Source organism: Ruegeria sp. (assembly GCF_965221235.1).
Taxonomy (GTDB): Bacteria; Pseudomonadota; Alphaproteobacteria; order Rhodobacterales; family Rhodobacteraceae; genus Ruegeria.
In genome coordinates this window covers 2,712,051-2,723,693 of record NZ_CBDCRS010000004.1, presented here as the reverse complement: position 1 = coordinate 2,723,693, position 11,643 = coordinate 2,712,051, and the positions used below count along the sequence as shown (strand labels likewise).

The 11,643-nt window shown below is 57.1% G+C and carries 13 protein-coding genes; 4 read left to right on the top strand and 9 right to left on the bottom strand.

What is annotated here, in order from left to right:
• Positions 1–118 precede the first annotated feature (118 nt).
• Positions 119–751, bottom strand: a complete 633-nt coding sequence (locus ACOQOY_RS16885) for an ATP-dependent Clp protease proteolytic subunit (protein WP_170384786.1) — start codon at positions 749–751, stop codon at positions 119–121.
• A gap of 319 nt (positions 752–1,070) precedes the next feature.
• Here ACOQOY_RS16885 and ACOQOY_RS16880 point away from each other — a divergent pair, with 319 nt between their 5' ends.
• Both ACOQOY_RS16880 and ACOQOY_RS16875 read left to right on the top strand, forming a co-directional pair.
• A complete protein-coding gene (locus ACOQOY_RS16880) occupies positions 1,071–1,412 on the top strand; it encodes an ArsR/SmtB family transcription factor (protein WP_420586515.1) in 342 nt (113 codons plus the stop codon).
• 161 nt (positions 1,413–1,573) lie between these two features.
• Complete coding sequence (locus ACOQOY_RS16875) at positions 1,574–1,711, top strand: entericidin A/B family lipoprotein (RefSeq protein WP_420586514.1); 138 nt, start codon at positions 1,574–1,576, stop codon at positions 1,709–1,711.
• 848 nt (positions 1,712–2,559) lie between these two features.
• Here the strand turns inward: ACOQOY_RS16875 and istB are convergent.
• The 8 genes from istB to lepA form a co-directional block, all read right to left on the bottom strand.
• Positions 2,560–3,363 carry an IS21-like element helper ATPase IstB gene (gene istB, locus ACOQOY_RS16870; RefSeq protein ID WP_420583779.1) on the bottom strand — a complete coding sequence of 268 codons (804 nt, stop codon included), beginning with the start codon at positions 3,361–3,363 and terminating at the stop codon, positions 2,560–2,562.
• Complete coding sequence (istA, locus tag ACOQOY_RS16865; protein WP_420583780.1) at positions 3,360–4,868, bottom strand: IS21 family transposase; 1,509 nt, start codon at positions 4,866–4,868, stop codon at positions 3,360–3,362. The genes istB and istA overlap by 4 nt, the downstream gene beginning before the upstream one ends.
• A gap of 343 nt (positions 4,869–5,211) precedes the next feature.
• Entirely contained in the window at positions 5,212–5,661 is a 450-nt protein-coding gene (locus tag ACOQOY_RS16860; protein ID WP_420586513.1) for a hypothetical protein, read from the bottom strand.
• A 185-nt stretch (positions 5,662–5,846) separates the two neighbouring features.
• Complete coding sequence (locus tag ACOQOY_RS16855) at positions 5,847–6,329, bottom strand: hypothetical protein (RefSeq protein WP_420586512.1); 483 nt, start codon at positions 6,327–6,329, stop codon at positions 5,847–5,849.
• Positions 6,330–6,447: 118 nt separating this feature from the next.
• Positions 6,448–6,627, bottom strand: a complete 180-nt coding sequence (locus tag ACOQOY_RS16850) for a CTP synthetase (RefSeq protein WP_420586511.1) — start codon at positions 6,625–6,627, stop codon at positions 6,448–6,450.
• Positions 6,628–6,716: 89 nt separating this feature from the next.
• Complete coding sequence (locus tag ACOQOY_RS16845) at positions 6,717–7,037, bottom strand: hypothetical protein (RefSeq protein WP_420586510.1); 321 nt, start codon at positions 7,035–7,037, stop codon at positions 6,717–6,719.
• A 271-nt stretch (positions 7,038–7,308) separates the two neighbouring features.
• Positions 7,309–7,956, bottom strand: coding sequence for a hypothetical protein (locus ACOQOY_RS16840; protein ID WP_420586509.1), 648 nt, complete (start codon positions 7,954–7,956; stop codon positions 7,309–7,311).
• 311 nt (positions 7,957–8,267) lie between these two features.
• On the bottom strand, positions 8,268–10,067 hold the full coding sequence (lepA, locus tag ACOQOY_RS16835; protein ID WP_170560953.1) for a translation elongation factor 4: 1,800 nt from the start codon (positions 10,065–10,067) through the stop codon (positions 8,268–8,270).
• A 162-nt stretch (positions 10,068–10,229) separates the two neighbouring features.
• Between lepA and ACOQOY_RS16830 the strand changes: the two genes are divergently transcribed.
• Both ACOQOY_RS16830 and ACOQOY_RS16825 read left to right on the top strand, forming a co-directional pair.
• Positions 10,230–11,330: a Hint domain-containing protein gene (locus ACOQOY_RS16830; RefSeq protein ID WP_420586508.1), complete on the top strand. Its 1,101-nt coding sequence runs from the start codon at positions 10,230–10,232 to the stop codon at positions 11,328–11,330.
• Between the two features lie 2 nt (positions 11,331–11,332).
• Positions 11,333–11,641 (top strand): hypothetical protein, encoded by a 309-nt coding sequence (locus tag ACOQOY_RS16825; protein WP_420586507.1) that lies wholly within the window; start codon positions 11,333–11,335, stop codon positions 11,639–11,641.
• Positions 11,642–11,643: the final 2 nt, after the last annotated feature.

Below are 11,643 nucleotides of genomic sequence, written 5' to 3'. Positions count from 1 at the left end.
CTCCATCCCAGCGATCCGTACCGGACCGCGCTTGCCGTCTGTTGGTGCAGCTTAGGCCAGCACCGGGGCGGCTACAATCTCAAAATGCGTCCCGCGCCGGTGGCGCGGGAGCTTTAATTCAGGCGTCGTCACCGTCCATTTTTGCGCGGTTTTCAACGATTTCGTCGATGTGACCCCAGTCTTTCGCTTCCTCAGGGCTCATGAAATTGTCGCGATCCAGCGCCTTTTCCACTGCCTTTTTGGTCTGCCCTGTATGGCGCACATAGATGTCATACAAGCGATCTTTCAGTTTCTGCGTCTCGGCCGCGTGGATCATGATATCGCTGGCCTGACCCTGATAGCCGCCGCTGGGCTGATGCACCATGATCCGGCTGTTGGGCAGCGAGAACCGCATTCCCTTCTCGCCACCGGCCAGCAGAACCGACCCCATCGAGGCCGCCTGACCGATTACCAATGTCGAACATTTCGGCTTGATATACTGCATTGTGTCGTAAATCGACAAACCGCTGGTCACAACACCGCCGGGCGAGTTGATGTAGATCGAAATCTCTTTGCTTGGGTTTTCTGCCTCAAGGTGCAGCAGCTGGGCCACGACCAGATGGCTCATCCCGTCATGGATCGGGCCGTTGATGAAAATGATCCGCTCTTTCAGAAGGCGCGAGAAGATGTCGTAGGCACGTTCGCCCCGGCTGGTCTGTTCGACCACCATCGGGACGAGCGTATTCATATAGGTATCAACTGGATCGAACATTCTGAACCTGCCTGCTTTGCTATGGATCGGGACAGTACCCGAAGAAACGTTACCCGAGTCTTAGTGTCGCCACAGGGGGGCTGCAAGGGGGACCGGATACTTCGCGTCTTGCAAGCACATTTTAGGGTCTTCGGCCGCCCACTCTTTGCGTGCGTTTGGCTTGCTCATCAAATCTTGGCGTTATCACATCACACTATTTTGATCCGTGCATATAGAAAAACATGGTCAATATGTGTACTCATGTAGCTCTAAACTCTCACCAGTGACTCCACTCACCGAAATAACCCCTCCGCTCTAGGGGCAAACAAGGATACCAACGATGGCCCTTCCCCAGCTTTCGCCAAACATGCCCAGCGACTCGTTCGACAAGATGGTTGAGAACGCGACTCAGGCGTCGAATTTCCTTAAGGCCATCAGCCACGAAGGGCGTTTGATGATTTTGTGCCACCTTGTATCCGGCGAGAAATCCGTGACCGAACTGGAGGAGTTGCTGTCGGCCCGTCAGGCCGCGGTATCGCAGCAACTGTCGCGCCTGCGCCTGGAAGGGCTGGTCACACCGCGTCGGGAAGGCAAAGCCATCTATTACCGCCTGGCCGATGACCGCCCGCGCCGCATGCTGGAGGTGGTGTATGAACTGTTCTGCGGTGATCAGAAAGACTAAGCCCGGCGCACTGTCTGTACCATTGAGATCGCCCTCATAACACCTCGGTTGAACGCCTCAAACGCTCCATCGCGGTGCGGCGTGTTCTTACGCCTCAAACCTCTGGTTCCGCTATCCAAAAACTGCTAGGCAACACGGAACTGACACCAATGGAGACTTCAATGATCCGCGCATTTTTGATTGGACTGGTCCTGTTCACCCTCACCGCTTGCGAGACCGCAAAAGGCGCCGGCAAAGATATCGAGAAAGCTGGCGACGCAATCCAGAACGCGGCGTCTGACGTACAGGAAAGCCTGTAACACGCCTGAATATAGCAGGATTCAGACGCCCCACCCCTACATATAGTTGAATCCGGCATATATATGCGGTATACTGTGGGAACAGGTGCATAGACGCGGCATTGCATTTCTGACACGTAGACGGGGTTCTTGCACACATGCAAGAACCCCGTTCCCGTTTAAGGGTTGAGTGGCAGCCCGTTGAAACCTGTTATCCGGCAAAAGGAAAAGGCGTCAGGTGCGCAGACGCGGTCTTTGCACGTGCCCTTGCGGACACCCCTGACGCCTTGCCGGGTCGACACGCCCGAGGGACGTCCCGATCCAGTTGCTCTGGCCCCCGAAGGGATCACAGCCGTCGCAGCACACCCGAGGGCACCCTGCAACACGCACTGACCTTCTGAGAGTCTGGTCAGACACCCCGGATTTGACACCCGGACCACTTGACCATCCACCGGTAAGCCTTTGCAGAAAAGTGCAAATCCTAAAACTCGCCCGTCTCCGCCTTGACCCCCTTGGCCTTTGCGTCCCACCCTGGCTCCTAAGAACCGTTGCGGTGATCTGACTGTTACATTGGGCTCGCAACACGGCAAGAAAATAGCACTGCGGCATGAAAATTAGCCGGGGATAAATTGTTGATATCTGCCGGGAGAGCTTTGTGGATAACCCCAGAAATCGTGGCGCTGCGCTGGTTTGAAAACGGATAAGTCAAAACATGTCGAAAAATCGAAATTTTAGGGCTTTTCTGCACCTGCAAAGGCCCGTTGAGCCGAAATGTGTACGCCGTCAACCATTTTGTCCGGTAGCGACAACCTCGTTGTCCGGTTTTAGCCGCAGTTCATGACGTGTTTATGGTCTGGTTTGCTTCTCCTTCAGGTTTTGGCTTTTCCGGTGGATTTTTGTTTTGGCCGACGTTGATTTTCAGCTGAGCGTCGCCTGTAGCTTTCGAAGTTCATCTCGAGGATCGTGGCGTGATGAACCAACCTGTCGATGGCTGCGACGGTAACAGCTTGGTCGGGGAAGATTTTGCCCCATGCACTGAATGGCTGGTTGGCAGCGATCGCAAGGCTTCGGTTTTCATAGCGCCGTGCGATAAGTTCGAAGAGAACAGAGCTTTCGGCGTGGTCTTTCTGGGCATATGTGATGTCGTCCAGAATGACGAGATCGAATTTGTCGAGTTTGGCCAGTGCAGTTTCCAACACGAGATCTCGCCGGGCAGCCTGAAGTTTCTGTACCAGATCGGTTGTTCGCGTGTAGAGGACGCGATTCCCGGCTTCGATCAGAGCATGTCCTATGGCGCAAAGAATATGCGTCTTGCCCGCGCCGGAGTTTCCGATGGCGATCAGATTGGCGCCGGTTTCAACCCAGTCGCCTGCTGCGAGCGCCTCGATCCGGGCTTGTGACAGCTCAGGTACGGCTTTGAACTCGAATGTGGCCAGGGTTTTTCCGCCGGGCAGGCCCGATTGGCCCAGGTGGCGTCGAATGCGGCGTTCCTCGCGCTCAGCCAATTCGATCTCGGCTAGAGTGGCCAGCAACCTGGCTGCAGGCCAGTTCTCGGTATCGGCCTGTTGCGCGAAGCGCTCCCAGTGGTGCTGGAAGCTGGGCAGACGCAAAGCGGTGAACAGGGCGGGCAAGGCGTGCACATCGACAGTTTGTGGTTTGGACACCTGTGTCATGTGCGCACCTCCAGCAAGCGATCGAAGCTGGACAGATCCGTCAGTCTGACCTTTCGGTCTTCCGGCAATTCCGTGCGTGACCCAAGGAGTTGTTTCCGCAGGGTTTTGGCATCTGGCAATGCGCCATTTGCAAAGTCCCCGGCGATCAGCGCGGCCAGGTCTGCCTCGCAGTTCTCGCTATGGGCCAGCCAGAGCAGATCGACCATGCGTTTGCAAGCCTCTTTGCGGGGCAAAACCTCGGAGAGGCGGTTCCAGGCCTCAGCGTATTCGGACCTGGGGAAGAGATTGTCGCGATAGACGGAATTTGCCAAAGCCTGAGGCTTGCGACGCAGGGCATGGATGACATGCCGGTAATTGATGCTATGGATACGTTTACCGTCCTTGCGCCCGCGCATGCGGGGATGGGAGACCACATGCGTGGCCCCGAGATAGGCTTCGATCCGGTCGTCATAGACGTGAACGCGCAAGCGCTGGCCGATGAACTGCGAGGGCACGGAATAGAACACGCTGTGGACCAGGAAACCTCCGGTCCTGACAACACGCACGACAAGTTCGGTGAAGTCGGTGGTGCGCTGCGTGGGCAGCGGCTTGAGGTGTTGCAACTCGACTTTTATCTTGTCCTCACGGCGGCGGTTGCGGCGGGCGACAACTTCGTCGACAAACCGGCGCCAGGCATCGATGTCGGGAAAGTCCCGCGATCCCCGCAGGATCAGAGCCTGATCCAAAGCCACCTTGAGATGATTGTTGTGTGCTTCGATCGCGCCATTCTCATGGGCTTCGCCGGGATTATTGCGGCTCGCGACCATCCCATAGTGCCGACAGAACGCCTCATAACGTTCGGTGACATCCCTGGTCGCATCCTTGTCGAGATTGCGATACGCGGCCGACAGGCTGTCGGTTCTGCTCTCCTGCGGCACGCCCCCAAGTGTCCAGAGCGCATTCTGAAGGTTTTCAGCCAGTGCCGTGAAACTCTCCCCGCCCAGAACCGGCGCGGCATGCTCCCAGCCGCTGTAGGCGAGAACAAAGTGGAAAAGCCGATGAAGCAGCAAATGACCGGCGATTGTCACGCCGAGTTCAGTCGCATCGGTGAAGTCCGACAGTCCCATACGCCCTGGCTCCGGGGACTGGCGAAAGATCACGTCGCGCTCGGGGCCATGCAGGGCGCGCCACTCCCGAACCCGTCGTTCCAGCGTCCGCCGGACCCGATCATCGGGGAAGCCGTCAGGATCCAGCATCTGCAAATGACGGAGCAACGTCACAGCTTGCACGGAAGAATCCCGTTCGAGGAGCGGGATCAGGATAGGCTGCCACACAGCCTCCAAAGGATCAGGGACGGTGCGACCACGGACTGGTTTGCGCTGCGAAGGCAGTACCGGGTTTGCTTCAATCCTGCGCCCGGTGCGTTCGCTGAAACCGGCACGGGCTGCGGCAACACGTTGGTTATGAAAGGGTCGGTCGGACATGTACAATCTCATTTGCTGGTCGGTGACGGGTTTCCCCGGCATTCGGAACCTCCGTATTCACGTTCAGAGGTCTCCAACCTACCGGGCCACAGCGGCCAGCACCTACCCCGTACCCCTCCCAAAAGGGCCGATCCGGTGGCTCAAACCTCCAATCGGGCTCCGCCCTCATTCCGGTTCAAGCCACCGGCCAACTTGGCTGTCGGTGCCGGTCAACTTGGTTGTCGCTCATCAGAAATGACCCGCAGAAATCCCCCGATGTGAGGGCTGCACGATTCGACACAGGCCCTGAGAAGCGTTCCGACCCGGCCGGGGCAACCTACTACACGTGCCACCTCCACTCAGGCGACAGTTCATACCCCCTACAACCGGCCGGGCCGGAGACGCTTCAGTTCACCTGACGTTCCAGAACGGTGCTATAGGTCGTTCCGGATCGCAGGCTACGGAAATCGGCAAAAATTTTGCCGTCCTCGTACCGCGCATCAATCAGCGCGTTCACTCCAATTGTCGGATCAGATGAGCTTTCGACGATCCCGATGCCTCCCGAGCCGTCCAGACTGACGGTGCCGGTGGCCTCATACACGGTCCAGTCATCGGTGGCATTGCGCCGCCACTTGCTGGGCCCCCAGAACACGTTGTCCTGCTGTTTTTCGACATGCAGCACCCATTCGGCACTGTTGAAACGCGGTGTCTTGCCGATGGCCGCATCCGACGGCGAAACGGCGGTGTAGCTGCCCACCCACGTGCCGCGCAGGTCCGGCGTATCGGCCATGGCAGCAGTGGCAAGAGTAAGGCTCGTGGCCAGAGCGGCTGCTCCGGCAGTCATAAATCTGGTCATGGTCTCTTCCTCCCTGAGGTCTGGGCCGTTGCTGGCCTGCTGAACAGATTGGGAGGGCGCGCCGCGGTTACAACTTACCTAAGGGAAACTTCATGATTGGTTCATGGAACCCTCACCAGACGCAAATGAAAAGGGGCACACAAAACCGCGCGCCCCTGCCCTAAGTGGTTATTCCTAAACAAGGTTTATTCGATCGTGATACTGCCCGTGATCGAATTGACGAACTTGTTGGTGTCGGGATCAGTCAGTGAGGAAAAAGCCCCACCCCCAGACGCACTAGCCCAACTCCCGGTGCCGCCCGAGACGGTCCAGTCCCCGGTAAGAGCCCCATCAGCCCCCAACCCCGTCGCCGTCCAGCTCATCACCGCCTTTTCGCCCGAGGCCGTGTCGAACACGCAGTTGCCCGTACCCGAGACCCCGGCCCCAGCGACCATGATGGCACCAAAACAGGATCCGGTCGCACCTTCCAGAGGATGGCCGGCGGCGACTTCGAAACTGTCATAATCGGTTTGCGACTTGATCACCGCGTGACCGTCCGAGATGGGATAGACTTGGTTGGCATTCACTCCCATGCCCTTGCCATCAGCGTCATAGGTCTCGGCCTGCGCCGGGACGTTCAGGCCCATGGCCAGCACGGTGATCGCGGTCGGAATTAAGAACTTGTGCATAATAACCTCTCATTTCTGAGGGTTTGGCGTTGCAAGCATGTAAAGAATAAAACCGCCTGAACGCGGTTCCCCCGCGCGGAGGATAACACATTCCGATCTTTGCGTCTAAACCGGGCGCTCAGCCTTCCAGCTTGCGGGCCACGAGAACCGAGACCGGGAACGCCGCGACAAACCCCACGACGGCAGCGATCAGCATGGCCATCCACGATACGTAGCCCATGACCAGAACCGCAATCACTGCGGACCCGGCAAGGGTGGAACCAAGGAAAATGTGAAGGATCAGAGTCAGGGGCGACATAGGGGCCTCGTATTTGTCAGTCTGTTTTCGCGGACCTTAGAACTGAGGCCAATAGTGGTCCTTGATCTGGGTCAGAAAGCGCAGCCCAATCAGGCCCATGCCAGAGCTGTTCCAATCAGGACAAGGCCGATCCCCGCAACTTCGCGGTACGAGAAATTCTCGCCGAACAGAAAGTAGGATGCGATGGCGATCAGGATGACCTCGGCCCCCAGAATGCCGGTATAGATGATGCCCAACCGCTCCTCGCGCAAGGCGGCGAGTTCCAGCGATGCGGCGGCCAGCAGGGTCGCGACGATCAACAGGCTGAGGCCGACTCCGGGGATTTTCCACCAGAACTTCATCGCGATCATGGCCACGGAATAAAGGCCCGCCGATCCGAAAGCGATAAGGGGGACGAGCGATGTGGACATTTGGGCCTCCCGTCAGAATTGACGTTAGGTCAACGATAGCAGGTGGGAGGTTTCGAGGCTGTGAGGTCGGTCACACTCGGTTGGTCGGTTGAGCAGAGGGCAGTACCCTACCATCAAGGTGGTTTGACACGACCCGGCGATACCGCCGGGCCTGATGAAGACTAAGTTAGTCAATAAAACATGACCTATGGACGTGCTCCTCTACATGAGTTCAGACATTCATGGTTGCTATAATGGAAGACAACCCCAGAATGCCGAAGTCGCATTGCAGTTAGGCAGCACTCTCTTGCGAAACGTGCGCGATTACTTCGCCGGGATCATTTCGCCATGTGGCGATCAAATCTCGAATAGCTTCGGCTTGCGGTTCTGTCAGGCAGTCGGGAACAAGCTCAATCCGTTCTGTCCCAAAGTCAGCAGTAACCGAGTACCCAATTTTTCCAAAGGCTTCAGCCTGAGCTTTTTTTGAATGATAGTTCGAGCCCGCTATGCCGCCGGTCTTATAGGTAAACGACATATCCGGGGTTTGCGAATAGATCGACCCCAAGTCATTCCGTTCATAGCTCTTGGAGGTCGGCCATCCAGGAGCTTGGATAAAATCCTCAAACAAAACCAGTGTTACCGCAGAAGAACCCCGAGCCAGAGCCTTGTTTCGGATTACCGAGCGCCAAACGACCAGTATCGCTATTGGCAGGAACCACGCGGCAAGAAATGCCCCCATTGAAAAGTCTTCTCGTGGACCACTTTGGGCAAAGCCTATGATCCCCGCAGGAACCCAACCAACGATGACGCCAAGAATACTGAACCTGAACATGACGGCGGTTGAGCTTGTTTCGTACCTGCTGGTGGGTTTGAAATGAACCACCGCACTTTCACCGTCCTGCTCCACCTCGAACGGCTTTTGCGGCTTGATTGCAGACATACACACTTCCTTCTAGTTTAATTGAAAGCTGTCAGACCAACAACTTCAAGATGAAAGCTTTGAACATTTTGTCCACGAAATCAAATGGCAAAAAGGCGACTTTAGTCAAAATAAACAACAAGATAATGCCACATTTTGACTACCTTCAGAGTAGTTTAACGCCGTAACTCACGCATCAAAACCTGAAGAATCGAAGATATTCGATATGCGGGTCACACGCCAGCACAACCACAGCCCAGGGGCTGACGCGCGCCCTGACTTTATAAGGAAATAGCCCTACTCTTCCGAACGCCTCGAATTGAAAGCCGAATTTAGCTATCCATCTTCAACGCTGAAATAAACGCCTCCTGCGGGATATCCACCTTCCCGAACTGCCGCATCTTCTTTTTACCCGCCTTCTGCTTGTCCAGCAGTTTGCGTTTCCGCGTGGCGTCGCCTCCGTAGCATTTGGCGGTCACGTCCTTGCGCAGGGCCGAGAGGGTCTCGCGGGCGATGACCTTGCCTCCGATCGCAGCCTGGATCGGGATTTTGAACATGTGGCGCGGGATCAGGTCCTTGAGCTTTTCGCACATCGCCCGGCCCCGCATCTCGGCCCGGTCGCGGTGAACCATGGTCGACAGAGCGTCGACCGGTTCGTCATTCACCAGCACCGACATCTTGACCAGATTGTCCTCGGTGTAGCCGGTCATCTGATAGTCGAACGAAGCATAGCCCTTGGTCACCGATTTCAGGCGGTCGTAGAAGTCAAAGACAACCTCGTTCAGCGGCAAGTCATAGACGACCATCGCACGGCTGCCCGCATAGGTCAGGTCCAGCTGGATGCCGCGGCGGTCCTGGCAGAGTTTCAGCACGTCGCCCAGATATTCGTCGGGCACCAGAATAGTCGCCTTGATGCGCGGTTCCTCGATATGATCGACCTTGGACGGGTCAGGCATGTCGGCGGGGTTGTGCAGCTCGATCATCTCGCCGTCTTTCATGTAGACGTGATAGATCACCGACGGCGCGGTGGTGATGAGCTCAATATCGTATTCGCGTTCGATGCGGTCACGGATGACCTCAAGGTGCAGTAGGCCCAGGAAGCCGCAGCGGAAGCCAAAGCCAAGTGCTGCCGAGGTTTCCATTTCGAACGAGAACGAGGCGTCGTTCAGGGCCAGTTTGTCGATCGCATCGCGCAGGTCTTCGAATTCGGAACTGTCGACGGGGAAGAGGCCGCAGAACACCACCGGCTGCGCGGGTTTGAAGCCGTCCAGAGCGTCTTCGGTCCCGTTGCGGTCATTGGTGATCGTGTCGCCGACGCGGGTGTCGCGGACCTGTTTGATCGAGGCGGTCAGGAATCCGATCTCGCCGGGGCCAAGGCTGTCGACCATCTCCATCTCTGGCCGGAAGACACCGACGCGGTCGACGTGGTGGAGGGTGTTGTTCGACATGAACTTGACCCGCATGCCCTTTTTCAGCGTGCCGTCCATGATGCGGACCAGAACGATGACGCCCAGATAGGCGTCGTACCACGAATCCACCAGCATCGCCTTGAGCGGCGCGTCGAGATTGCCCTGCGGTGCGGGCAGTTGCTGCACGATGGCTTCGAGCGTCTCGTGGATACCCTGCCCCGTTTTGGCCGAAACCTGAATGGCGTCAGTCGCGTCGATACCGATCACATCCTCGATCTGTTCGGCCACGCGATCACAGTCGGAGGCTGGCAGGTCGATCTTGTTCAGCACCGGCACGATCTCATGATCCGCGTCGATGGCCTGATAGACATTCGCCAGCGTCTGCGCCTCAACTCCTTGGGTCGAGTCCACAACCAGCAGAGACCCTTCGACCGCACGCATGGACCGTGAGACCTCATAGGCAAAGTCCACGTGGCCGGGGGTGTCGATTAGGTTCAGCACATATTGCTCGCCATTATCGGCGGTATAGTCGATGCGGACCGTGTTGGCCTTGATGGTGATACCGCGTTCGCGCTCGATATCCATGCTGTCGAGCAGCTGTTCCTTCATGTCGCGATCCTTGACCGTTCCGGTCTCTTGGATGAGCCGGTCAGCAAGGGTGGATTTGCCATGGTCGATATGCGCGACGATGGAGAAATTGCGGATATGAGCGAGGTCTGTCATGGAGTGGGATATGTCCGGAGTTTGTGGCCTCGTCAAGCGTTGAAGCGTTGCACCAAAGGCGCGCAGGGCGTCTTTGCGCCTGACGGCGTTTACCCGATATTTGCGAATAGCTAAGATGCTGCCACTGAACGGCCCAATCCCAAACGAGAAAGCAGTCAAACATTGGCCGACTATTCGATATTTGTTCTAGGTGAAAGCCAGCTGACGATCTCGGTTGCGCAGGGGCTGGATGGCATCAATCAGGGTACAGGCGTACATCTGATTGGTGAGACCATCACCATAGACACTCTTGCAGTGACCGAGGTTTTCATCACCGACGCCGGGGCTGACGCAGACTTTGCTGACAACGACGGAAACCAAAGGCTGGACGGTGATCAGACAATTGACGGGACGCTGTTTTCCGACGGCACGCAAGTCGAGGCCGAATATGGCATCACCCTGACTGACGGCACGAACACCTGGCAAGCCATTGCATTCAACGTCAACAACTCTTCGCCGGCCTTCGGGACGGTCGAAGGGATTGCGTTTATTGGCGGGCCGGGACAGTTCCCTCCGACTGGGGTGGAGTTGACCGTCGTCAGCACTCAGGAAGGACCCAGCTTTGCGGCGACCGAGTATGTCACGCCAATCTGCTACCGCCGCGGGACGCTGATACAAACCGACAAAGGGTATGTACCAATAGAGGCGCTCAAACCCGAGGACACGGTTTGGACGCAGGACGCAGGCTTTCAGCCGGTCCGCTGGGTCGGATCCCAGAGCGTGATTGCAACCGGCCGATTCAGGCTTGTTGAAATCCCACGCGATGTTCTTTCAAACTTTGCGCCGCTTATGGTTTCTCAGCAGCACAGGATGCTGATCACGCACCCGGTCGCCGAATTGCATTTCGGCGTGACGGACGTGTTTGTACCTGCCATCAGTCTTGCCGACGCGGGGATCGCGCGGTTGTCGGATGAGAAGACGGCGTGCTTCCTTCACCTTCTGCTGGATCAGCATAACGTGATCGACGCCAACGGGGCGGCTTCGGAAAGCCTTTTGGCGTCTCAGGTGACATGCAACAGCAACCCGGACGCCTTGTTTTTCGGCGATCTGGCCGGGATGGCGTCATCGGCCACAAAAACGGCAAGATTATCCCTTAGCAGAAGGGAGGCAGGATTTTTGATGCGGGAAATCTTGTCCATTGATCAGGATTCCCGTTTGATTCATACTCCCGCGCAAGCCGAGAGGGGCGCAAGATCCCTCCGGGCAGGCAAAAACGAGGCATGAGCATGAAACAGTTTCTTTTAATCGCATTTTGCGCTGCAACCGTTGCAGCGTCTCCTGTGGCGGTTGAAGCCGCACAGATCAAACGCGCCTGTCTGGCGTCGGATCGTGATGCGGCGACACGGGATCGGTGCAACTGCATCCAACGTGTCGCAAATCAGGCGCTGACCCGGAGCGATCAAAAAACCGTCGCACAGTGGTTCACCGACCCCCATCAGGCCCAGGAACTAAAGATGTCGCGGACTGCGCGTGATGATGCGCTGTGGGATCGGTACCAGAACTTTGGCCAGATGGCGCAGGCGATCTGTAGCTAACC

Bases quoted from the DNA above. Each gene is read 5' to 3' on its own strand.
- ACOQOY_RS16860 (WP_420586513.1), bottom strand. From the start codon at position 5,661: ATGACCAGATTTATGACTGCCGGAGCAGCCGCTCTGGCCACGAGCCTT.
- ACOQOY_RS16875 (WP_420586514.1), top strand. From the start codon at position 1,574: ATGATCCGCGCATTTTTGATTGGACTGGTCCTGTTCACCCTCACCGCT.
- lepA (WP_170560953.1), bottom strand. From the start codon at position 10,067: ATGACAGACCTCGCTCATATCCGCAATTTCTCCATCGTCGCGCATATC.
- istB (WP_420583779.1), bottom strand. From the start codon at position 3,363: ATGACACAGGTGTCCAAACCACAAACTGTCGATGTGCACGCCTTGCCC.
- ACOQOY_RS16885 (WP_170384786.1), bottom strand. From the start codon at position 751: ATGTTCGATCCAGTTGATACCTATATGAATACGCTCGTCCCGATGGTG.
- ACOQOY_RS16825 (WP_420586507.1), top strand. From the start codon at position 11,333: ATGAAACAGTTTCTTTTAATCGCATTTTGCGCTGCAACCGTTGCAGCG.
- ACOQOY_RS16840 (WP_420586509.1), bottom strand. From the start codon at position 7,956: ATGTCTGCAATCAAGCCGCAAAAGCCGTTCGAGGTGGAGCAGGACGGT.
- ACOQOY_RS16880 (WP_420586515.1), top strand. From the start codon at position 1,071: ATGGCCCTTCCCCAGCTTTCGCCAAACATGCCCAGCGACTCGTTCGAC.
- ACOQOY_RS16850 (WP_420586511.1), bottom strand. From the start codon at position 6,627: ATGTCGCCCCTGACTCTGATCCTTCACATTTTCCTTGGTTCCACCCTT.
- ACOQOY_RS16845 (WP_420586510.1), bottom strand. From the start codon at position 7,037: ATGTCCACATCGCTCGTCCCCCTTATCGCTTTCGGATCGGCGGGCCTT.
- ACOQOY_RS16855 (WP_420586512.1), bottom strand. From the start codon at position 6,329: ATGCACAAGTTCTTAATTCCGACCGCGATCACCGTGCTGGCCATGGGC.
- istA (WP_420583780.1), bottom strand. From the start codon at position 4,868: ATGCCGGGGAAACCCGTCACCGACCAGCAAATGAGATTGTACATGTCC.